Origin of the sequence: Bdellovibrio sp. ArHS (assembly GCF_000786105.1) — a bacterium.
GTDB lineage: Bacteria > Bdellovibrionota > Bdellovibrionia > Bdellovibrionales > Bdellovibrionaceae > Bdellovibrio.
This window is the reverse complement of sequence record NZ_JTEV01000005.1, coordinates 29,070-48,404: the sequence shown is the minus strand read 5'-3', so window position 1 is coordinate 48,404 and position 19,335 is coordinate 29,070. Positions and strand designations below refer to the sequence as shown.

The 19,335-nt window shown below is 47.2% G+C and carries 21 protein-coding genes and 1 riboswitch; of the genes, 15 read left to right on the top strand and 6 right to left on the bottom strand.

The genetic code is table 11. The features are described from left to right. The first annotated feature begins 1 nt into the window (after position 1). From OM95_RS02980 to OM95_RS02945, 8 genes are read left to right on the top strand one after another with little or no spacing between them, the layout of a single operon-like run. Positions 2–829 carry an ABC transporter permease gene (locus OM95_RS02980; RefSeq protein WP_041870150.1) on the top strand — a complete coding sequence of 276 codons (828 nt, stop codon included), beginning with the start codon at positions 2–4 and terminating at the stop codon, positions 827–829. Continuing rightward, positions 830–1,597 carry an ABC transporter ATP-binding protein gene (locus OM95_RS02975; protein ID WP_041870148.1) on the top strand — a complete coding sequence of 256 codons (768 nt, stop codon included), beginning with the start codon at positions 830–832 and terminating at the stop codon, positions 1,595–1,597. Further along, complete coding sequence (locus OM95_RS02970; RefSeq protein ID WP_041870146.1) at positions 1,594–2,964, top strand: MlaD family protein; 1,371 nt, start codon at positions 1,594–1,596, stop codon at positions 2,962–2,964. The genes OM95_RS02975 and OM95_RS02970 overlap by 4 nt, the downstream gene beginning before the upstream one ends. Before the next feature lie 6 nt (positions 2,965–2,970). After that, on the top strand, positions 2,971–4,749 hold the full coding sequence (locus tag OM95_RS02965) for a tetratricopeptide repeat protein (RefSeq protein WP_041870145.1): 1,779 nt from the start codon (positions 2,971–2,973) through the stop codon (positions 4,747–4,749). Then, a complete protein-coding gene (locus OM95_RS02960; protein ID WP_041870143.1) occupies positions 4,746–5,444 on the top strand; it encodes a hypothetical protein in 699 nt (232 codons plus the stop codon). Before OM95_RS02965 ends, OM95_RS02960 begins: the two co-directional genes overlap by 4 nt. Next, the gene (locus OM95_RS02955) at positions 5,444–6,412 is read left to right on the top strand and encodes an HD domain-containing protein (protein ID WP_041870141.1); all 969 of its coding nucleotides are present in this window, start codon (positions 5,444–5,446) and stop codon (positions 6,410–6,412) included. The genes OM95_RS02960 and OM95_RS02955 overlap by 1 nt, the downstream gene beginning before the upstream one ends. After that, positions 6,405–6,911, top strand: a complete 507-nt coding sequence (epsC, locus tag OM95_RS02950; protein ID WP_041870139.1) for a serine O-acetyltransferase EpsC — start codon at positions 6,405–6,407, stop codon at positions 6,909–6,911. Before OM95_RS02955 ends, epsC begins: the two co-directional genes overlap by 8 nt. A gap of 7 nt (positions 6,912–6,918) precedes the next feature. Continuing rightward, a complete protein-coding gene (locus tag OM95_RS02945) occupies positions 6,919–7,353 on the top strand; it encodes an Mpo1-like protein (protein WP_041870138.1) in 435 nt (144 codons plus the stop codon). Positions 7,354–7,650: 297 nt separating this feature from the next. Here OM95_RS02945 and OM95_RS02940 read toward each other — a convergent pair whose 3' ends face one another. Further along, positions 7,651–8,007, bottom strand: a complete 357-nt coding sequence (locus OM95_RS02940; protein WP_041870136.1) for a hypothetical protein — start codon at positions 8,005–8,007, stop codon at positions 7,651–7,653. 183 nt (positions 8,008–8,190) lie between these two features. Between OM95_RS02940 and rpsD the strand changes: the two genes are divergently transcribed. Together rpsD and OM95_RS02930 are read left to right on the top strand one after the other, a co-directional pair. Continuing rightward, a complete protein-coding gene (gene rpsD / locus OM95_RS02935) occupies positions 8,191–8,817 on the top strand; it encodes a 30S ribosomal protein S4 (protein ID WP_041870134.1) in 627 nt (208 codons plus the stop codon). Next, positions 8,817–9,044, top strand: a complete 228-nt coding sequence (locus OM95_RS02930) for a hypothetical protein (protein WP_041870132.1) — start codon at positions 8,817–8,819, stop codon at positions 9,042–9,044. Before rpsD ends, OM95_RS02930 begins: the two co-directional genes overlap by 1 nt. Here the strand turns inward: OM95_RS02930 and hrpB are convergent. The 3 genes from hrpB to OM95_RS02915 are packed head-to-tail and all read right to left on the bottom strand — an operon-like array spanning position 9,041 to position 12,970. Next, positions 9,041–11,590: an ATP-dependent helicase HrpB gene (gene hrpB, locus OM95_RS02925; protein ID WP_041870130.1), complete on the bottom strand. Its 2,550-nt coding sequence runs from the start codon at positions 11,588–11,590 to the stop codon at positions 9,041–9,043. The two genes, OM95_RS02930 and hrpB, sit on opposite strands and share 4 nt — an antisense overlap. After that, complete coding sequence (gene rsmI / locus OM95_RS02920) at positions 11,590–12,243, bottom strand: 16S rRNA (cytidine(1402)-2'-O)-methyltransferase (protein WP_041870127.1); 654 nt, start codon at positions 12,241–12,243, stop codon at positions 11,590–11,592. Before rsmI ends, hrpB begins: the two co-directional genes overlap by 1 nt. A 1-nt stretch (position 12,244) precedes the next feature. After that, positions 12,245–12,970 carry an HAD family hydrolase gene (locus tag OM95_RS02915; protein WP_291515487.1) on the bottom strand — a complete coding sequence of 242 codons (726 nt, stop codon included), beginning with the start codon at positions 12,968–12,970 and terminating at the stop codon, positions 12,245–12,247. 93 nt (positions 12,971–13,063) lie between these two features. On the opposite strand from OM95_RS02915, the gene OM95_RS02910 reads away from it, so the two are divergent. From OM95_RS02910 to OM95_RS02895, 4 genes are read left to right on the top strand one after another with little or no spacing between them, the layout of a single operon-like run. After that, a complete protein-coding gene (locus tag OM95_RS02910; protein WP_041870124.1) occupies positions 13,064–13,957 on the top strand; it encodes a phosphate/phosphite/phosphonate ABC transporter substrate-binding protein in 894 nt (297 codons plus the stop codon). Continuing rightward, complete coding sequence (gene phnC / locus OM95_RS02905; RefSeq protein ID WP_041870123.1) at positions 13,947–14,726, top strand: phosphonate ABC transporter ATP-binding protein; 780 nt, start codon at positions 13,947–13,949, stop codon at positions 14,724–14,726. The genes OM95_RS02910 and phnC overlap by 11 nt, the downstream gene beginning before the upstream one ends. Further along, on the top strand, positions 14,713–15,726 hold the full coding sequence (gene phnE / locus OM95_RS02900) for a phosphonate ABC transporter, permease protein PhnE (protein WP_291515485.1): 1,014 nt from the start codon (positions 14,713–14,715) through the stop codon (positions 15,724–15,726). Before phnC ends, phnE begins: the two co-directional genes overlap by 14 nt. Positions 15,727–15,735: 9 nt before the next feature. After that, positions 15,736–16,140, top strand: a complete 405-nt coding sequence (locus tag OM95_RS02895) for an acyl-CoA thioesterase (RefSeq protein ID WP_041870121.1) — start codon at positions 15,736–15,738, stop codon at positions 16,138–16,140. A 209-nt stretch (positions 16,141–16,349) separates the two neighbouring features. On the opposite strand, the gene OM95_RS02890 is transcribed toward OM95_RS02895, so the two are convergent. Further along, the gene (locus OM95_RS02890) at positions 16,350–17,210 is read right to left on the bottom strand and encodes an endonuclease (protein WP_291515484.1); all 861 of its coding nucleotides are present in this window, start codon (positions 17,208–17,210) and stop codon (positions 16,350–16,352) included. Next, positions 17,204–17,301: riboswitch (purine riboswitch) on the bottom strand. It overlaps the preceding gene by 7 nt. Positions 17,302–17,380: 79 nt before the next feature. Next, complete coding sequence (locus tag OM95_RS02885) at positions 17,381–18,295, bottom strand: chemotaxis protein CheX (protein ID WP_291515483.1); 915 nt, start codon at positions 18,293–18,295, stop codon at positions 17,381–17,383. 220 nt (positions 18,296–18,515) lie between these two features. On the opposite strand from OM95_RS02885, the gene OM95_RS02880 reads away from it, so the two are divergent. Then, entirely contained in the window at positions 18,516–19,301 is a 786-nt protein-coding gene (locus OM95_RS02880) for a GYF domain-containing protein (RefSeq protein ID WP_041870115.1), read from the top strand. Positions 19,302–19,335 lie beyond the last annotated feature (34 nt).

The following is a 19,335-nucleotide window of genomic DNA, read 5'->3' as shown; positions in this document are numbered from 1 at the left end:
CGTGACCTTAGCGGACAGATTTTATATCATCATCTCGGGCATTGGCGCCTTCACTTTAAAGAAGGTTCGCGATGCTATCGCCGAGACCGGTGAAATCGCGATGTTCTTCAGCGAAAGCGTCCGTCTGATTTTTGCAAAGCCTTCGCGTTTTCCCGAGATCATTCGCCACATGGAGTTTATCGGCAATCAGTCAGTGGGGATCATTTGTTTAACGGGTGTGTTCACAGGGCTGGCACTTTCATTTCAACTTTATTTGGGTTTTAAGCTGTTCAATGCTGTGAATATGGTCGGTCCGACAGTGGCCTTAGGAATCACGCGAGAGTTGGGACCTGTTTTGACAGGGTTGATCGTCGCGGCGCGTGCCGGAGGAGCCATGGCGGCACGTTTGGGAACCATGCGCGTGAATGAGCAGATCGACGCCCTTGATGTGATGGGTGTAAATACGAAGCAATACTTGATTGCCCCACGCTTAGTCGCAGCCGTGATCTGCATGCCTTTATTAGTGGCTGTTTTTGACTTCGTGGCGATGTTGGGAAGTTACTTTCTATGTGTGAAACTGGTTGCTCTTGACGAGGCTGTTTTCTGGCAAAAAATTGCGGACTTTATCGAAGTGAAACATATCAATGAAGGTCTGTTCAAGGGAATGATCTTCGGTGTGTACTTTGCTGTGATCTGCACATTCCGCGGCTTTAACACCAAGGGCGGCGCCAAAGGGGTCGGTGATGCCACCAATCAAGGTGTCGTCCAAAGCATGGTCGGTATCATCATCCTGGATTATTTTGCCACGAACCTGATTCGCTTTTACTACAACGTCATGGGGATTTCATAAATGAAACCAGAATCGGCAGTGTCCTTAAGGGACGTCAAAAAATCCTTTGATGGTGGTAAAGAGTTTGTTCTTAAAGGAATTAATTTGGAAATCCCGAAGGGCAGTTTGACGGCGGTCATCGGTTTTTCGGGGACCGGAAAAAGTGTGATGCTGAAGCATCTTTTGGGATTGTTTAAACCCACCTCTGGCACCATTGAAATTTTGGGAACTGACATTAGCACTCTTTCGCAGGACGAGCTGACAAAGTTTCGCTGTAAGTTCGGTGTGTTGTTTCAGTCCGCCGCACTTTTTGACGATATGACGGTTTTAGAGAATGTTTGTTTTCCTTTGTTTGAACATCGTCGCGACTTGAAAGAAGCCCAGGTCCTTCGTATTGCCGAAGAAAAGTTGCAACAAGTCGGTTTGGAGTCCAAACATTATCACAAGCTTCCCAGCCAAATCAGTGGCGGTATGCAAAAAAGAACGGGTCTAGCTCGGGCTCTCGCCCTAGATCCAGAAATCTTGATCTATGATGAGCCGACCACGGGTTTAGATCCCATTCTGACTGAAATGGTGGATAATTTGATTCTGAGTACTCATAAGTTGAGGGCTGGTGCGACGACGTCTATCATGGTGTCCCACGATTTGTCCGCCGCATTCAGGATTGCCGACTATATTGCGATGTTAGATAGTGGCCGAGTTCTATTATTTGGTACTCCAGAGGATTTCTTCAACACTGATATCGAGCTCGTGAAGAGGTTCGTGACTAAAGGGATGAAACATCAATGAATTGGCTTCGCGCTGCAGAGTTTAAAGTAGGTTTATTAGTTGTCGTGGTGGGATCTTTGATCGCCGTCATGTCGATGCAGGTCAGTGATGATCCTTCCTATCTTGGTCGTTCAAAAAAAGCCTGGTTCTTGTTACCCAATGCCGGCGGATTGGTTAAAAATTCGGCGGTTCGTTCTGCGGGGATTCCAGTCGGTGTCATTAAAAACATTTCTTTACAGGATGGCAAAGCCCGCATTGATATCACCGTGAAATCGGACGTCCCTTTAACGACGTCAGCGTCGATCGAAGTGAAGGCTCAAGGTATTTTGGGTGATAAGCACGTGGAAGTTTATCCGGGTTCGCCGACAGATCCCCCTTTGGAAGACAACGCGCAAATTCTTATCGTGCGTGATGGCGGGTCCTTGGACAATCTGATGACGCAAGTTTCGGAAGTGACGACATCGTTAAAAGAAGTTGCGAAGAATCTACAAGAAGCGACATCCGAAGATGGCACTCGCAAACACGTTTTAGGTCGTATCGTAAAAAACATCGAGACCCTGACGGGTGACTTGGCGCAAATGACAACCGAAAACAAAGACAAGATCGGCGACATTGTGGATGACATCCACGACGTGACCTCTTCTTTGAAGGAAGTTATGAACGACAAAAGCGAAACCGGTCTGAAAGAGACTTGGAAACGCCTGTCAAATTCGGTGAAAAATCTGGACGAGATCACCTCCAAGATCAACAAGGGTGAAGGCGCCATTGGTAAATTGGTCAGCGACGAACAAACGGCGGAAAGTGTTTCGTCGGCGATCGATGGCCTGAGCGGTTTGATGGATTCTGCCAATCGCATCCAAACGGCGTTTGATTTCCGTGGTGAATACTTGAACGAAGTGGGCGCAACGAAGTCTTATATCGGTGTGCAAATCCAACCAGGTCTAGATCGTTATTACTATATTGCTGTGGTCGATGATCCCGCGGGCGTCGTTGAAACAACGGATTACAAAAGAACCGGCACTGGTCCAGAGTCTCCGGCGGATTACACAGAACGGAAAACCTATCATAATCAGATCAAGTTCACGGCTCTTTTCGCGAAGAACTTTTGGGACCTGACTTTGAAGGGTGGTTTGATCGAAAATTCCGGCGGCTTCGGTATCGATTACTTCTTCTTCCGCCGCAAATTGAAGTTCACATTGGAAGCGTTTGATTTTGAAAACACCAACGTTCGCAGTTCTTTGAACTATACTTTGTATCGCGGTATTTATCTGACGGCCGGTGTCAACGATGCCTTCAATCAGAGCGAAAGAAGATCCAGCTATCTAGGAGCCGGTCTTTTCCTGACGAACGACGACTTAAAACTTCTTTTAACGAAAGCACCATTCTAATTTGATATGAGTACAGACAACGTGAACGACAGCGAAAAGAATTGGCTCATTAAATCCTCAACTCGGATTCTGGGACCTTTTACGCTGTCTGAAGTCACGGAGCAGCTTCGTACCAAGCAAGTTTCTATCATCGACGAAGTCCGCCAACCTGAAGGACGTTGGAGTTATATTCGGGAAAACAAAATCTTCATGGATATCGTAAAAAACATCCGGGAAGAGCAAGACTCGGCCTCCGAACAGACGATGACTCAGTCCATCGCGCACCATACAATGACCCGTACGGATGTCATTCCCGTGACGGACGATTTGACGCCGACACCAGTGCCACCGAATTTGGATTTGACGCCGCCTCCAGTACGCGAAGCCGGTTTCAAAGATGTCACTCCGGTACGTGAAACCCCGGTGCCTCGCGCGACCGCAGCCCCTTCGGCGGCAAGAAGTTATGGCGCTTCTGGTGATTCGCGTTTGCAGGGTAAACTTCGTCAGAAATCCAATGTCCTTCGTTGGGTTTTAATCGCGGCCTCCCTGGCCATTGCCGGGGTTGTCGTTGTTGCGCTTTCGCAAAAAGGCAAAAAGAAAAGTCTGGGTTACGAAGAACTGATGGCGCAAGCTGTTCGCTATAAAACGCTGGGTCTTTATGAAAAGTCTTTACAGACTTATCTGAAGGCGACGCAGATTAAAGAACCTGATGCGGAATCTCAGGTGCAGATGGCAGCTGTATTGATTTCTGAAGACCGCCAAAGTTTGCTGGGACGGCGTATTTTAGAAAGAGCCCTCGTGAAAGAAGGCCGCAGTCGGGCCGAGATCGTGGATGCCTATCTGGGGATCGCGGTTTCTTACATGATGGACGGGGATCTTAAGCAAGCCGAGGACACCCTTCAAAAAGCCATCGGTCATGAGCCATTTAATATTTCTGCTCTTTTGAACTTAGCTATCATCCAACAGAAAAAAGGCAACTACGCCGAGGCGATGCGTGATTTCGATACGATTCATCGTAAAAATCCGCAGTCGGTTTTAGCCCTTTTTGGCCGAGCGATGGCGACGGTCGAATACGCCAAAGCCAATTCGGATGCGGGTGCTTTGCAAAATCTGATTCGTGACATCAAAAACAATATTCAGAAGACGGGTTATTTACGCCAGGAACTTCTGCTTTTTAATGTCTATGCGCAAAATCTTTTGGGCGATGTCGACGGCGTCAATCAAGCCGTTGTCCAATTCTTAAGTCAAATGCCTGGTCAGGCCCGCAACTACACGCATCCTTTGCATGTAGAGTGGCGCTTTACCCAATGGGATTACCTGGAAAAGTACTGTGACGAAATTTATCAAAAGCAACCGCCGAATCCAGAGTTGAAAGCTCTACGTGCGGTGTGTTTGATGGAAATCAATCGTGATAGCGATGCTGCCAAACTTCTGCACGAGGCGATGGCGGAAGCGCCCAAGGACGCTTATGTGCTTTCCACTCAGGCTAGTTATATGGCCAAAATCGGCCGATTGCCTGAAGCCACGGCTATTTTAAAAATGCCTGAGTTGGCTTCACTGTCGGTCAAAGATCTGCTGAGCGGTGACATTTGTATTAATACCGGTGACGTCGCGTGCGCGCAAAAGGCCTATACCGAGGCTTACAATAAAGACAAACAAAGTGCTTCCGCACTTTATGGTTTAGCTTGGGTTATGATGAGAAATAATGACCGCTCTTCGGCCTACGATTATGTTCGAGCAGGTCTTCAATCTGAACCTAATTTTCTGCCGTTGCTGGAGTTGAGGGATCAACTGGAGTACGAATGATGACCAAATTCGTCCAGGTATCCATCTTCTGGATGTCAGTAGTTCTTGCGGGTTGCACTTCAGATCCTGCGGGTTATCACGTTTCTGAATATCATGAAGTTAAATTTGAGGATCTTCCCGAGGATATCAAAGTCCCGAATCAAGTGTGGAATTTGCTCGAGTTCAAAGCCACAGAAGCAGCGCATGCAGAAGGTGGCGGTGAACATGGCGCACCGGCGGCGGCCTCTGCCATTGGCAAGAATCTGGTTTTTTCCGAAGTGACTGTATTCCTGGTGCAAAAAAACGATCAGATCATTCGCAATGAGGCGGTTAAGATTTTACTGCCGAAAGGCGGGGGCACCGTGGATTTGTCCCGTTATGTAACCGGCAATCAGGGTTCCTTCTACGTTGGTTTTGATTTTCCTCAGTTTGAGGGCGCGACCGCAAAAAAAGTTATTTTCGTCAGCAAGGCTCGTAAAAGACGCATCGGCTCTCAGGTTTTTGGGGGTGGCTGCAATCAATTCTTTGATATCACAGATCGTTTCTTGAAAGAAGTGGCGGGAGAGGGTATTAAGGTCAACACGACTCAAGAGCGTTATTTGAGTGTGTTGGGCGGAACCTTTTTCTTTGCGGCGCAAAAAGACAACGACGTCCACTTGGCTCAGGTCACTTTCATGCATCCTCAATATTCACCACTTTTCTGTGAGGCCCCCTGATGGAAAGAAAATCTATTCAAAGTCTTCAGGATAAAGATGGCGTGGACATGACCTTCTTGGTGAAGGAAAAGCATGTCGGTGTAGGTAAAAATGGACGGCCATTTATGGGGCTGCAATTAGGCGACGCCTCGGGCAGTCTGGATGCACGCTTGTGGGACCGCGTGGACGAGCTGGCAAAAGAATTCGAAGTCGGTGACATTGTTAAAATCAAAGGGCTTATCCAGATTTTTCAAAACCGCAAACAGCTTGTGGTGCATCGTTTGGAAAGGGTGGACTCGTCCACCGTGAATTTTGAAGAATTTATCCCAAAGTCTTCGCGAAATACGGAAGATATGTTGGTGGAGTTGTTGAACATGGTACGCACCATGAAGAACGATCACCTTCGGCAACTGATTCTCGATACCTTGGAAGACCCTGAGATTCGTCCGAAGATTTTAAAAGCTCCGGCGGCAAAATCCATTCATCATGCGTGGACGGGGGGACTGCTTGAACATGTTCTTTCGATCTGCAAGATCATGGATTTTATGGGATCGCACTATCCCTTCTTGAATCGGGATCTCCTTTTGTTCGGGGCTATTTATCATGACATCGGGAAACTGTGGGAGCTGTCCTATGATAACGGGATTTCCTACACGGATCGTGGTCGCCTGATCGGGCACATGCAGATTGCATGTGAGTTGGTCGATAAAAAGGCCTCTCGCATTTTGGGTTTTAATGAAGAGCTACGGGACATCTGTAAACATATTATTCTCAGTCACCACGGCAAGCTGGAATACGGTTCCCCGAAGCGACCTAAGTTTTTGGAGGCCATGGTGATTGCTATGGTGGACGATTTTGACAGCAAAGTGGCGACACTAAAAACTTTGGTGGATGCGGAAAGAGGTTCTGGCGAAAAGTGGTCTCGCTACAACGAGCTCTTTGATCGCTACTTCTTGCTGGATGATATGAACGAGAAATTAAATGGTTAATGGTATTCTAGAGTTCCTGCGCACGTATAAAAACTATGATCCCGCGGCAAAATCTCTTTGGGAAATTGCGCTGCTTTACCCGGGCCCCAAAGCCTTATTCTTCCATCGCATTGCCCATGCCTGCTATAAGGTTGAATTGTTTTTTTTGGGACGTTTGGTGGCAGAGATTTCAAGATTGCTTACGGGAATCGAGATTCATCCCGGCGCCACGATCGGAAAACGCCTGGTGATCGATCATGGTATGGGGGTCGTCATCGGCGAAACTGCCGTGATCGGCGACGATTGCATCATCTTTCATGGTGTGACTTTAGGAGGTCTGAAGTTTGATCCCGTGAAACGTCACCCCACTGTGGGCAATAAAGTTTTGATTGGCACCGGAGCCAAAGTTCTGGGACCCATTAATGTCGGTGAGGGCGCTTTGATTGGCGCGAATGCCGTCGTCACGAAAGATGTTCCGCCAGGAGCCACGATGGTAGGACCTCTCTCAACTCAAAAGTAGGAGCCGCATGAAATCCCTGAAGCAATGGTTTTCTGAATACGGTGAAAGTCATCAGAATCCAACGAATCAGGTGATTCACAAAATCTGCGTTCCTTTGATTTTCTTTTCCATTATTGGCCTGCTGATCCAGATCCCCTTTGCCTTGGGCCCCACTCGCTTGGGGGAAGTGCTCATTGCTGTGGCGTTGGGATGGTATATGACCCTGGGGGCTTTGCCTTTTTTAGTGATGGTAGTGCAAGTGGTTCTCAGTTACGCACTAACTTATGCAGTGAGTCGTCTAGGAAATCCTGTCTTCATCTTGTCGGCTATATTCGTTCTGGCGTGGCTCGGACAATTCAAGGGTCATCAGATTGAAGGGAAAAAACCTTCATTTTTCAAAGACTTACAATTTTTATTGATCGGCCCTTTATGGGTTGTGAAATCTTTCTTTTGGAAGGGTTAGCATTCTCAAACGGTTTTCATGACCCAAGACTAATATTAAATCCATCGCTTGATGCTCTGCTTCTCTGAGAGAATAAAGGAAGTTCTTAATCTAGACGAAAGGAGTTCGGCTATGAAGCAGACAGAAACAATCCAGACGGTGCCAACTTCGACAACTCATCAAGAGGGCAACGGAACCACAGTTCCCGCGCGCAAAAGAAATCGCCGTCGTCGCCTGACTGGTTGGTAGTCAAAGCGAAGTGAGATGGGAAAAAGGTTTTATAAGAACGACCTTTTTCCCATCTTACTAAATTTCAATTTATTCCGGTTTCTCTTCACAGATCGCAGTTGCAAAGTATGTTTTCTGGCCGACAGCGCCGAAAATCTCCCAGCCCTCTTGTTGGCGAGTCAAATAGCGTTCCGCCGCCTCATCTGAAGGCAGAACAATCCAGCCCTCATTGTAGTCTTCGGAGTCGATAGGAAGTGATACTGTTTCGCCGGATGGAGACGTCAGAACAAGCTCCAAAGTATATTTCTTTGCAGGATTGGCATATGTTTGGACCACCGCAGAGCTGATATCTGGTTGGTCGATGTAAGTGCAGTTTAAAAGGACTTCGGCTGACGCCAAAGTATTGAATCCGAACATTCCAAGTGCAAGCGCTACCACTGATTTCATAAGGCCACCTTTTTGTGGCTCGGGTTCTAACAAAGGCGGCTCAGGGATTCAACTTGTTTTCAGTCTCAACACGCTTTCAATCCGTTTTCTTCCTATTTTCATTGATCAGGAATTTTCAGGAAGTTCTGTTCTTTCTTTACAGAGGCTTTTAAATCTTCTGACGACATTGTGAAGGACAAATAAATGAAAAGAACTGGTAAAACTCCACGATTTAAAAGACAAAGACGTTTACTGACGGAACTTCCCGGTATGGGGAAGGCGGGCGCTTTGGAAAGACGTCCTTATCCACCAGGGCAGCATGGCTTACAACGTCGTAAGTATTCCGAGTTTGCCTTGCAACTCGAGGAAAAACAAAAAATCCGTTTTCATTACGGATTGCGTGAAGAACAATTCCGTCGCATCATCAACAAGGCTCAAAAGTCCGCTTCTACAAACTGGGTAGAGGCCCTTGTCAATCTATTGGAAAAGCGTTTGGACAATGTGGTCTTCCGCTTGGGATTTGCTGCAAGTATTCCAGCAGCGAAGCAGTTGATTTCGCATGGTAAAGTTTTGGTGAATGGTAAAAAAGTGAATATTGCTTCCGCGATCATTCGTGTTGGCGACAAAATCCGTCTGAAAGACGAAGCCTACGAAAACCAAGTTTACTTGCAGGCGAAACAAGCCCCGCGTCTGCCGCTTCCGACGTTCATGGTAAAAGAAGAAGTGGCCGGTAAAGAGGAAGGGCGTCTGACGGATGAACCGAATTTAGAAGCAGTTCCCTTTGCCTTCGAACCGGGTTTGGTCATCGGTTATTACTCGATGAGGGGTTAATGAAAAAAGCAAAATTCGTAAAAGCAGAACAAATTGCTTTCGAAGAAGTTTCTGATTCCTATGCAGCTATAAAATTCGGCGACGAAAAGTTCGTGATCGACATGGATACTTTGTACGATCTGACTTTTCGTGCGGCCGCATTTTTAACTCACCTGGAAGAGCGGGCAGATACGGTCGAAGCAAAGGTTGAAAAATCGCCTGAGTGTGCCTGTAAGCAGGTGCACTAAAAACGCCGTCGACCTTTGGCTTCGGGGGTGCCATCCGCGGGATCTTCGGGCCATTGATGTTTGGGATATTTAATGCGCAATTCTTTTCTAACTTCAGGGTAGCCGTTTTTCCAGAAGCTTTCCAGATTCGCAGTGACCTGGACGGGACGGTAATTCGGCCCTAATAGATGGAATGTCAGCGGGATCTTGCCAAAATACACTTTAGGTGTTTCCATCATGCCGAAGACCTCTTGAATACGCACTTCCAGATAAGGAGCTTTGTCCAAAGGATAATGAACTTTGATGTGGCTGCCGCTGGGAACCTGGATTTTATCGGGAAGCTCTTTTCTTAAAGTCTGAACAACTTTTTCCGGAAAAACATTTTCAAAAAAGAAGACCAAGTCTTTTTCCATTACGGTCTGCATTTTGCTTTCGCCCAGGCTGGCCTGGGTAAAAGCTTCTATCTGCAAATTTTCAAGATCCAGATTTTGGGCCTCTTGATTTTCCAAAAACTGAAGTCGCTGCCACCAATCAGAAAGTTTTTCATTGGTTTTTAAAACCAAATCCATCTTTTCCGCCAAGATCTGCGGAAGTTTGTCTGCGATATCGTCGGCGGAGGCCGGTGTTAAGGTCGGCTCATCCAATGCCAAACCGAACACAGAACGATACTCGCGCGTGAAGAACTGACCTTTATCTTCGATGAAAGTCACATCTTTGACTTTCGTTATGCTGTCCTTAAAGTTTTGCAGAATGAAGTCCTTATCAAAACCGCAGGCCAGACTGACGACGGTTTCCGCATCGGAACTTCCTTCCACGCCATTCAGGGCCACGAAAAATTCGGAAGTTTTAACCAAACTTTCTGCTTGAAGCTTCACCCCTCGTCCGCCGACCATCAAAGCTCGTTCGGATTTTCCACGACGGCGGCAAAGGCGGTCCGCATAGGCTCTTAAAAGAATATTTCTAACGGTGGTGCCATCGCCTGGTGTGCTTCGTCCTGCGGCACTGATGGCGGCATTTTCGCCTTTGCTTGCCAGACGCTTCGCCAGCTCTTCTGTCTGCCGGGCGGACTGGTCGACGGTTTGTAAAGCGAAGAATGCCGCTTCTTTCGGTGCCCGCTTGTTTTTTCTAAATTGGTGAAGAACTTCCAGGCGGGCGGAAAGATCGCATTCTAAGTTGTCTCCCAAAAAAGAATTCGTGGATTCTTTCTTTAAGATGTCACGCTCTTGAAGAAGGGCGGCCATTTCCGAAGCCAGCTCGGTCGCATGCAAATCCATTCCGACCAACATCAGTTTTGCCAGACGAACGGGAAGGGGGAAGTGCAGGATGCGTTTTCCGAGGTCGGTGATTTTGCCGTTCTCGCCCAAAGCGCCTGAAATTTTTAAAAACCTGGTCGCATTTTGGATAGCGACAGTGGCCGGTTTTTCAAACCAGCTAAAAGCTTCAAAGTCCGTCACTCCCTGGGCGCTTAAGAATAACAAACTTTCGGTCAAGTCTACGCGCTGAATCTCGGCGATCTCACTTTTACTAAAAGATAGTTCATCGTGCTTATTCCAAAGCCGATAACAAACGCCGGGAAATTGACGGGCGGCCCGTCCGGCTCGTTGAATCGCACTGGAAAGACTGATGCGTCCTAATTCCAATCGAGAAAAGCCGGTGCGGTGATCCTGCTTCATATTTTTGGCCAAGCCAGAGTCGATCACGGTATTCACACCGTCAATAGTGACCGAGGATTCGGCAATGTTGGTCGAAAGGACGACCCGCTGGCGAGAAGACTTCTGCAAAGCTCTTCTTTGATCCTCAATGTTTAAAGAGCCATGCAGGGGGACAAGTTCGATGTTTTTTGTATCCGCCCAAGCTTGCAGAGTGTTTTGTGCGCGGTCTATTTCTCCGACGCCGGGGAGGAATACCAAAATATCTTTGTCCGTCTGGGTTTGGGCCTCTTTCACAGTTTGCAGAAGCGTGTCGTAAAAATTTGGAAACGTTTGCAGATGTTGCGAAGATTTCTGGTAACGAACCTCTAGTTCAAACAGCTTGCCGGGAACGCTGAAGATGGGACAGTCTCCCAGATAAGACGAGATTTTATCGGCCTCTAGGGTTGCTGACATCACTAAAATTTTGATATCGCGGCCCAGTTCCTGAAGCTCGCGTAAAAGCCCCAAAGCCAGATCGACGTGCATGGATCTTTCATGGAATTCGTCCAGAATGACTAGGTCGACGTCCTGCAACTCAGGGTCCTGAATCATCTGGCGAGCCAAGAGGGCCTCGGTCATAAAAATCAATCGGGTGTCTTTAGAGGTTTTGTTGGCAAAACGCACCTGATAGCCGACTTCGCGACCGATTTGCCAGCCTTGTTCTTCGGCGATGCGGTGAGCGGCGGCAATCGCCGCCATTCTTCGTGGCTCTAGGACGATAACTTTTTTTGTAACCACGTTCAATAAGGCGGGCGGTAAACGCGTTGTTTTACCGGCCCCCGGGGCTGCGGTAATAACAAGATTGTTTTCAGACTTCAGTTTTTCCTGAATGGCGGGGACGAACGAATCGATCGGAAGTGAAAACAGTTGAGCCATCACGGATAAATCAAAAGCATAAATTCGGCCTTTTCAAAAGGCACGGCGGAAATGACTTTGTCGATAGGGCCTTCCAAAACTTTTTCATCATCTTGGGAAAGATTCAAAGTCAGAAGAATCTTACGATTGGCAAAATAGTCTTTCATGTCGTTCAAGGTCTTTTTAAGACGGTAAGGCGTATCCATCACGATGATAGCGCGCTTTTCTTTGGTAAGTTCTTTTAAAGCCCGCTGGCGACTTTCTGTTTCGGCTGGCAGGAAGCCACGAAAAACGAACTCATCAATTCTTTGTCCGCTTAATGACAAGAGTCCCATCAAGGCAGAAGCACCCAGGGCCGATTTCACAGCGATGTTCTTTTGTCGGCAGAGGCGCACCAGATCAGCGCCGGGGTCACAGAAGCCAGGCGTTCCACAATCCGTCACTAGGGCCACATTTTTTTCTGCGCACAAAGGCACCAACGCCGCTTTGTCTTCGGGGGTAGAGTGTTCATCCAAAACTTCATAGGTTTTCCCGGTAATGCCATGCATGCGCAATAATTTCGAAGCTTCTTTGGTGCTTTCGCAGATAACGATGTCGCAGGACTTCAGGATTTCCAAAGCGCGCAAAGTGATTTCGGAGGTATCACCGATCGGAGTGGCGACAAGGTACAACATACTACGAACCCTTCTGGTGAAGCAGGTAATTCATTATGCGCGGCAATTTAGATGGCGCTTCCGCCTTTCCAGAGTGAGTGCTTTCAAAAAAGATCATCTCCACATGAGGACAGAACTGCTCAAGGTGAACCAGATTCACTGGTTCATTTTCAAAGAAATATATTTTTTTAAAGCTCTTATCATTTTCGATAAGCCAGTCGGTTTTAAATTGCGCATCATCCATACTGCGATGAGGTTTGAGCACCAAATGCGCACGCTCGTTCAAAGGGAATCCCCATTGGTGCATGATCTCGGTAGAGCCGACGCCCATACGTTCGACGTCTCGGCCGGTAAGATAAGCGATGTGTGCTCCGGCTTTTTCAACTTCTAAAACAAATTCTAAAGCGCCTTCGTAAAGGCTGTCGAACTGAAGATAGTGATTGGAAAAAAAATGCTTTTGCCAATAAGCGCGCACGGCTTCTTGAAATTCAGGATGAGCTCCATCCAAGCCCGCGCGCTGAAGAGCACCACTAATACCCCAGTCCGTACGTAAAGTTTTAATGTTCTTAAGCAAACGGACTTGTTCGGGAAATTTTTTTTGATTGAAAGGGGAGGCGGCAAAATCCAGAAGAATTCTCTCCACCCGAGGGCTCACATCGAAAAGGGTGGAATCCAAATCAAAAACAACCAGGCTTTTTTCACCTTGTTGAGTGATCGCTCGAATATTATCAAGAATCTGCTCTAACATAAGGGCCATCTAGCCATACAAGTCCAGTGAAATCAAAGACTTTTCTTGCCCTCGCAGAGCGATTTTCTATAATGGCTGTGGAGGCTGCCAGCCATGACAAGACTTCTTACGATAGTCCTGATAATTTCGTTATTCACTTCCGGATGCCATTTGAAAAAAGACGCCTTAGGCACCGAAAAAAATCCTATCAAATTTCATCTTGTGCCAGCGGTTGATGCGAAGGTTCTCGCAGACAATGCAAAAGTTCTGGAAGAATATTTGGAAAAAAACACACCTTATAAATTTGCAATCACAATCCCACAGTCCTTTGTTGCTGTGGTTGAAGCCTTCGGCACGAAGCGCGCGGATGTGGCGGCTATTAATACCTACGGATATTATCTGGCCCACAAACAGTACGGCGTGGAAGCGCGTCTAACAGTGATTCGTTATGGCGTGGCCACTTACCAGTCGCAGTTTCTGGCCCGCGCTGATAGCAAGATCAAATCTTTGAAGGATCTGGCGGGGAAGAAAGTGGCCTTTGTCGATCCCGCTTCTACCTCCGGATATCTTCTGCCTTTAAAAACTTTGCAGGATCTGAAGATCGAACCCAAGGATACAGTCTTTGCGATGAAGCATGACTCGGTCGTGACCATGATTTATCAAAGACAAGTCGACGCCGGTGCCACCTACTACAGCCCACCTCAAAATGGTCACATCGAAGATGCCCGACGATTGGTGAAAACTCAGTATCCCGACGTCGAACAGAAAGTTAAAATAATCGAACTTTCCGAGCCTATTCCGAATGATCCCATTGTCTTTAGAAAAGATATGCCGGAAGAAATGAAAGAAAAAATTGTCGATACGCTTCTGCAGTTCGCAGCTACACCCGAAGGGCTTAAAGCTATTGATCTGATGCTGGGGGCGACAAATTTTAAAAAGTCCACAGACGGGGATTATGACACCGTTCGCGAAATGCTAAAAACTTTGGCGCCGCCCGATGGAAAATAAAGTGAAGACTCCCTTATTGAGTGTGCGAAATCTGACGAAGACCTATCCCAACGGTGTGCGCGCTTTGAAAGGGGTGGATCTGGAAGTCATGCCCGGAGAATTCCTGGTGATTATCGGTCTGAGTGGTTCAGGAAAATCGACTTTGCTTCGCTGTTTGAATAGATTGCATGAGCCCACATCGGGGCAAATCTTTTTTGAGGGCGAAGAGGTGGGATCAATCCAAAAAAGTGAAAGCATTCGTCGACTGCGCAAAAATATTGGCATGATCTTTCAACACTTCAATCTGATCCCGCGGCAAAGTGTTTTGAAGAATGTCCTGATGGCCCGTTTGGCGGGAAAATCCACCTGGCAAAGTCTGTGGGGGCTTTTTTCTGAACAGGATAAGCAAGAGGCATTGCAAAATCTGAAACTTGTGGGGATCGCCGATAAAGCGCTACAGCGCGCGGATCATTTATCCGGCGGGCAGAAGCAGCGGGTAGCAATAGCACGCGCACTGACGCAAAATCCTAAACTCATCCTGGCCGATGAACCCGTTTCCGCTCTGGACCCCGCGACGTCGCATGCGGTGATGGACTATTTGAAAAAAATCAATCAAGAGTTCGGGATCACAGTGATCGCCAATCTGCACTTTCTTTCCCTGGTTCGCAAATACGCTTCGCGGGTCGTGGCTCTTAAAGACGGCCAGATTGTGTTTACTGGAAAGCCTGAAGAGATCACCGAAGAATGGTTTCACAGGATCTACGGAGAGGACGCCCATGATATTTCGTAAAATAGTTTTCGATGGTGTTCTGTTTGGCTTTTTGTTTTCAGTTTTGGCGATTGTCTTCTTTGTATCTTCGGAAGAATCTCTTCTGAACCTTCCGCTGGTGACCGGTTGGGCCTTGGCGTTTTTCGCTGTCGGTTGCGGTTTGAGTGTTTTCCTGAAAATGAGGCACGTCGTGACTTTGGGGGATGTGCTGTTTAAGACCTCGTCACAGACGTTGCAGGATCGTCCCTGGTTCCGTCGTTTTTGGGGTTGGCAGTTGTTGGTCTCTTTCGCTGTGGCCCTTGTTGTCGCCATTTATAAAACCGAGTTTTCGCTCATTGAAATTTTAGATGAGAATGGATTCTCGGGTGCTATGCGGCTTTTTAAAGGTCTGTTAGATCCGAATTGGAATATTCTTCCGCGGGCGGTTTTAAATATCATTGAAACCATCTTCATGGCTTTTTTGGCAACGACGCTGGCGATCCCCGCCGCCTTTGTTCTCAGTTTTCTTTGTGCTAAGAACATCATGCAGGGGCCTTTCGCCAAAACGATCTATTTGCTGCTTCGAACGTTTTTGAATGTCACACGTTCGGTGGAAGCTCTGATCTGGGCCATCATCTTTTCCGTGTGGGTCGGCATTGGCCCCTTTGCGGGAATGTTGGCCTTGATGATTCACTCCATTGCTTCGCTCGCCAAACAATATTCAGAGATGGTGGAGGCCGTCGAAGAAGGGCCGATTGAGGCCATCGAGTCGACGGGGGCCAATAAACTGCAGACCATTTGGTATGCGATTGTTCCTCAAGTGCTTCTGCCGTATATTTCTTTTACCGTCTATCGCTGGGATATCAATGTGCGTATGGCGACCATCATAGGCTTGGTGGGCGGCGGTGGCATCGGCACCATGCTGGTTCAGTACCAGGGGCAAGCGATGTGGCGGGAAGTTGGTTGTATTATCGCGGTGATTGCCGTTGTAGTATGGGCGTTGGATTTGGCCTCTGCGCATATTCGCGAGGCTCTTAAGTAGAGGTTGTATATGTCGGAGTTAAGTCCATTTAAAATCACGATCAAAGAACACCATGTGGACTCATACGGCCACATCAACAACGCAACTTATCTGCAAATTTACGAAGAGGCTCGCTGGGAAATCATTACACCGCGTGGCTTCGGTTTTAACGAGATTCATCAGAAGAAAATGGGGCCGGTGATTCTTGAAGTGAACATCAAGTTTCTAAAAGAGATTCGTCTTCGCGAAACCATCACGATTGTTTCGAAAGTTGTCAGCTATAAAGGCAAGATCGCAACGATGCTTCAGCAAATGGTCAAAGAAGATGGCAGTGTTGCGAACGAGGCGACTTTTGTTTTCGGTCTTTTCGATATGAAAGAGCGCCGTTTAATTGAGCCCACCGCGGAATGGAAAGCGGCTTTGGGGATTGATTAGAGCTTAATCCAGGCGCCAGTGAAGGCGTCCTCTTTTGCAGGAGTTCTTTTCTTCACAATAAAATATTTCGATAGAGAGCTGAGACATATAGATCGCTGTCTCAGCAAAGAGAATCCAGAGTTAAGGCATAACGGAAAGCCACCGCTACCAAGTGCTGATCTGAAGATCAGACTTGGCGTGATGGGCAGCACCAGCAAGTGGTGCCGTTATTAAAAATTATGGATGTAATCGACTAATTCAGGGAAATCGATAAATGGATTGCGGTTTCCCTGAGTTTTCTGAATTTCGTTGTTTCGGTGCATCTCTTCTTCGTCAACAGGATCTTCTAGATGCCATTTGCGAAGGACTTTTTCTTGGTTCGGGCTGATTGGTGTGCTGTAGCGGACAGAGAAGTAGAATAAAGCGCGGGCGACATTTCCTTTGTGACCCGTCGGTGGTTCGAAGATTTCAGCACCGCCGCCTGTACCCTTACCCGTGCGGGAAACTCGGCATTTAAGAACTTTTGAGTCCCGGGAAACTTCACCAAATTCGTTGTTGCCGCGAACAGAGTTCATTTCAGAGTCGGCAGGGTATAAGTGGTGAAGATCGGATTTTTGCATACCTTTATCAAATTTGCCAGTGAAGCGGCTTTGAGGCCAGGTGTGCTCTGTATTTAAAGTCGTGCTATCAGGAATCGTGCGAGGGCCCGGAGGTGTTCCGCGGAACTCATTGCTATATCGGATGTTCGCACAGTAGACATCAGGAAGACCGTAGTTGCCATTTCCTTCGTCGACAAGATAGTAAACGCCCAGAAGGAAGATACGGGCACGGTCATATCCCAACGAGATATGTTGGTAACAACCCTTCGTGCCATTACAGTTATCGGTGATTTCATCCATCTGCCCAGGAATCACACGATGCTGGCTGCGCAACACTGTTTGTAAGCGCGCGACCAGCTCTTCGTTTTGAACACCCGAAGAAAGATCATTATAAAAATCTTCGCCGTAGTATGGAATTTGTTGAGAATATGTCGCTGCAAAAGACGACCCAGAAAAAAGAACGAACAGAACCGACAGAAAACTTGCTGTCATATAAACCCCTCCATAGACAGACATTTTTGGTGCCTTGTAGAAACGCTGTGCCCTATTCACAGCATATACGGAACGTATGAAGTTTAAATATGAAATTAGGCAGCGAAGCAAGTACTTAATAAAATGCGTACTGCGCCACAACAGAAAACTGACATTTAAAACGCGAGGAATTAAGCGACTTTAACAAGAGGCGATGCGACGACCGTCAAGTAAAAGTGCCCTTTGCCGGTCGTGAAGGGAATCATCATACCCGCAGAACCCGGTGCGGAATGGACTGTTTGTCCAGCGCCTAATAACACTTTGGGAACTGTCATTTGCACACCATAATTTGTGATCTCTGCTTTGGCATTACCGAAAATAATATTATTGATCTCACCGACAGCATCTTGATTATCTTTGGTAAGCTCCGTTTGCTCTTCCATCAGCATTGTCGAAACGACTTCAAGATAGCTGCCTTTGTCGAAAGAGATGATCAGATGCCCTTGGAACGACTGACTCTTAATATCGATGACTGAAGAGACTTCGCCCATCAATGGTTCGTGCGGTGATTTCGGACCCGCTTTTCCCATCTCGACGGAAGTCACACCAAATTGCGCAAGCACATTCGTGGTTGCTTTGATCACGGCATTGATAACTCGCACATCGACAGCATATTTTGCTGCGGCTGCGGGAGGGACGACGTCTTTGGCAGCTCCATGGTGCTGAATGTTGAGAATTGAAATCATAGCGTCAATCAAGGCACCAGGAGAAACTGGTTTCTTAAAAAACTTCGAGTCTCGCAAGGAATCGGGAAGGTCTGTGGCTTCTTTTTGTGAGATCACGATAATGTCGGCGTCCTGCGTGTTTTTGTAAGTGTGAATACCATAGACGAAGCCGCCATCCATCAGACGAGGCACTTCCGTATCGATAATCACCATGTCGAATTTTTGATTTTCAGACTTGATCGCAGCTTCCGCGCCGTCTTTAGCCCGAACAAGAATAGGCGACACCGCTGAGTTTTCCAGCTGTTTAAACAGCGGCTCTCTGACGAGCTGTTCTAATTCACAGTTGTTGTCCACGATTAGGATATTTTTTCGAGTCTTCATTTCTTTCTTCTGTACAAAAACCATAAACTATCATCGGTTTAAAATTTAGAAACCTTAGCTGCTAGTAATCTGATCGGGCTTTCCCGAGGAAGGCTTTAACTCTATTTATTGTCGAAAAGTTCGACGAAACATAACGAATTTTCTTTAATAAACTGTCTAATTTCCTACAGTTAAGTCAGGTCTTGTTTGTGCCGATAGACTTCCCAAGGAGTATTCGCACATGGCAAAACAGTACTATTTATCTAACAATGGGACCCACATCGGACCGTACACACATGAGACGGTTTTGAAGAAGATCGAGGCCCAAGAGCATCAGTGGACAGACTACGTTTACGATGAAAACGTTGGCGAATGGATGATGTTGTTAGAACACCCGGAATTTGCAGCGAAGTTGGCGCAAAAGCCCTCGGTTCGTCCAGGTCCTGTGCCCTCTGCAGGAGCGAAAAACTTTAAAGACAAAGAGTGGTTTATCCTTAAAGAGGGAAACAACTACGGTCCGTTTTGTCGTTTAGAGCTTGTGCAAATGCTGCAAGAAAAAACTTTGTTTGAATACGACTACATCTGGCATGCGAAACTTCCGGCATGGAAGCGAGTGGCCGAGGTGGAAGAGTTTTCGGCGCAAAATATCCGCGGCATGAAAGACTCGAAAGACACCGACGTTGCGGAAGTCTTTTTCCGTCGCCGTCATGCGCGGGCTTCTTACGGAGCTTCGTTGATCGTTCATAATAATAAAACCGTGTTCCGCGGTCAGGCATTGGAAATCAGTGCCGGTGGAGCCGGGGTTCTTATCGACACTCCAAATTTACAACCAGGTCAGTCTCTCTTCTTGCACTTTCAACCCGGCGATGGAGTCCCTCCTTTCAATGCTGTTTGCCAGATCGTCAGCAAGCAGTTTGTGAAGGATGCACCCACAGATGCCGAGCCTGTGAAGTACGGCGTAAAATTCACGACACTCAGTCAGTCTGTGCGTGAAAGCATTAAGAACTTTACAACGAAGGCAGCTTAACTTTTTCGGAAGGGCCTGCCAAACCCTTCATCAG

Bases quoted from the DNA above. Each gene is read 5' to 3' on its own strand.
- OM95_RS02945 (WP_041870138.1), top strand. From the start codon at position 6,919: ATGAAATCCCTGAAGCAATGGTTTTCTGAATACGGTGAAAGTCATCAG.
- OM95_RS02885 (WP_291515483.1), bottom strand. From the start codon at position 18,295: ATGAAGACTCGAAAAAATATCCTAATCGTGGACAACAACTGTGAATTA.
- OM95_RS02880 (WP_041870115.1), top strand. From the start codon at position 18,516: ATGGCAAAACAGTACTATTTATCTAACAATGGGACCCACATCGGACCG.
- OM95_RS02960 (WP_041870143.1), top strand. From the start codon at position 4,746: ATGATGACCAAATTCGTCCAGGTATCCATCTTCTGGATGTCAGTAGTT.
- hrpB (WP_041870130.1), bottom strand. From the start codon at position 11,590: ATGGCTCAACTGTTTTCACTTCCGATCGATTCGTTCGTCCCCGCCATT.
- rsmI (WP_041870127.1), bottom strand. From the start codon at position 12,243: ATGTTGTACCTTGTCGCCACTCCGATCGGTGATACCTCCGAAATCACT.
- OM95_RS02890 (WP_291515484.1), bottom strand. From the start codon at position 17,210: ATGACAGCAAGTTTTCTGTCGGTTCTGTTCGTTCTTTTTTCTGGGTCG.
- epsC (WP_041870139.1), top strand. From the start codon at position 6,405: ATGGTTAATGGTATTCTAGAGTTCCTGCGCACGTATAAAAACTATGAT.
- rpsD (WP_041870134.1), top strand. From the start codon at position 8,191: ATGAAAAGAACTGGTAAAACTCCACGATTTAAAAGACAAAGACGTTTA.
- phnC (WP_041870123.1), top strand. From the start codon at position 13,947: ATGGAAAATAAAGTGAAGACTCCCTTATTGAGTGTGCGAAATCTGACG.
- OM95_RS02915 (WP_291515487.1), bottom strand. From the start codon at position 12,970: ATGTTAGAGCAGATTCTTGATAATATTCGAGCGATCACTCAACAAGGT.
- OM95_RS02970 (WP_041870146.1), top strand. From the start codon at position 1,594: ATGAATTGGCTTCGCGCTGCAGAGTTTAAAGTAGGTTTATTAGTTGTC.
- OM95_RS02910 (WP_041870124.1), top strand. From the start codon at position 13,064: ATGACAAGACTTCTTACGATAGTCCTGATAATTTCGTTATTCACTTCC.
- OM95_RS02895 (WP_041870121.1), top strand. From the start codon at position 15,736: ATGTCGGAGTTAAGTCCATTTAAAATCACGATCAAAGAACACCATGTG.
- OM95_RS02930 (WP_041870132.1), top strand. From the start codon at position 8,817: ATGAAAAAAGCAAAATTCGTAAAAGCAGAACAAATTGCTTTCGAAGAA.
- phnE (WP_291515485.1), top strand. From the start codon at position 14,713: ATGATATTTCGTAAAATAGTTTTCGATGGTGTTCTGTTTGGCTTTTTG.
- OM95_RS02955 (WP_041870141.1), top strand. From the start codon at position 5,444: ATGGAAAGAAAATCTATTCAAAGTCTTCAGGATAAAGATGGCGTGGAC.
- OM95_RS02965 (WP_041870145.1), top strand. From the start codon at position 2,971: ATGAGTACAGACAACGTGAACGACAGCGAAAAGAATTGGCTCATTAAA.
- OM95_RS02940 (WP_041870136.1), bottom strand. From the start codon at position 8,007: ATGAAATCAGTGGTAGCGCTTGCACTTGGAATGTTCGGATTCAATACT.
- OM95_RS02975 (WP_041870148.1), top strand. From the start codon at position 830: ATGAAACCAGAATCGGCAGTGTCCTTAAGGGACGTCAAAAAATCCTTT.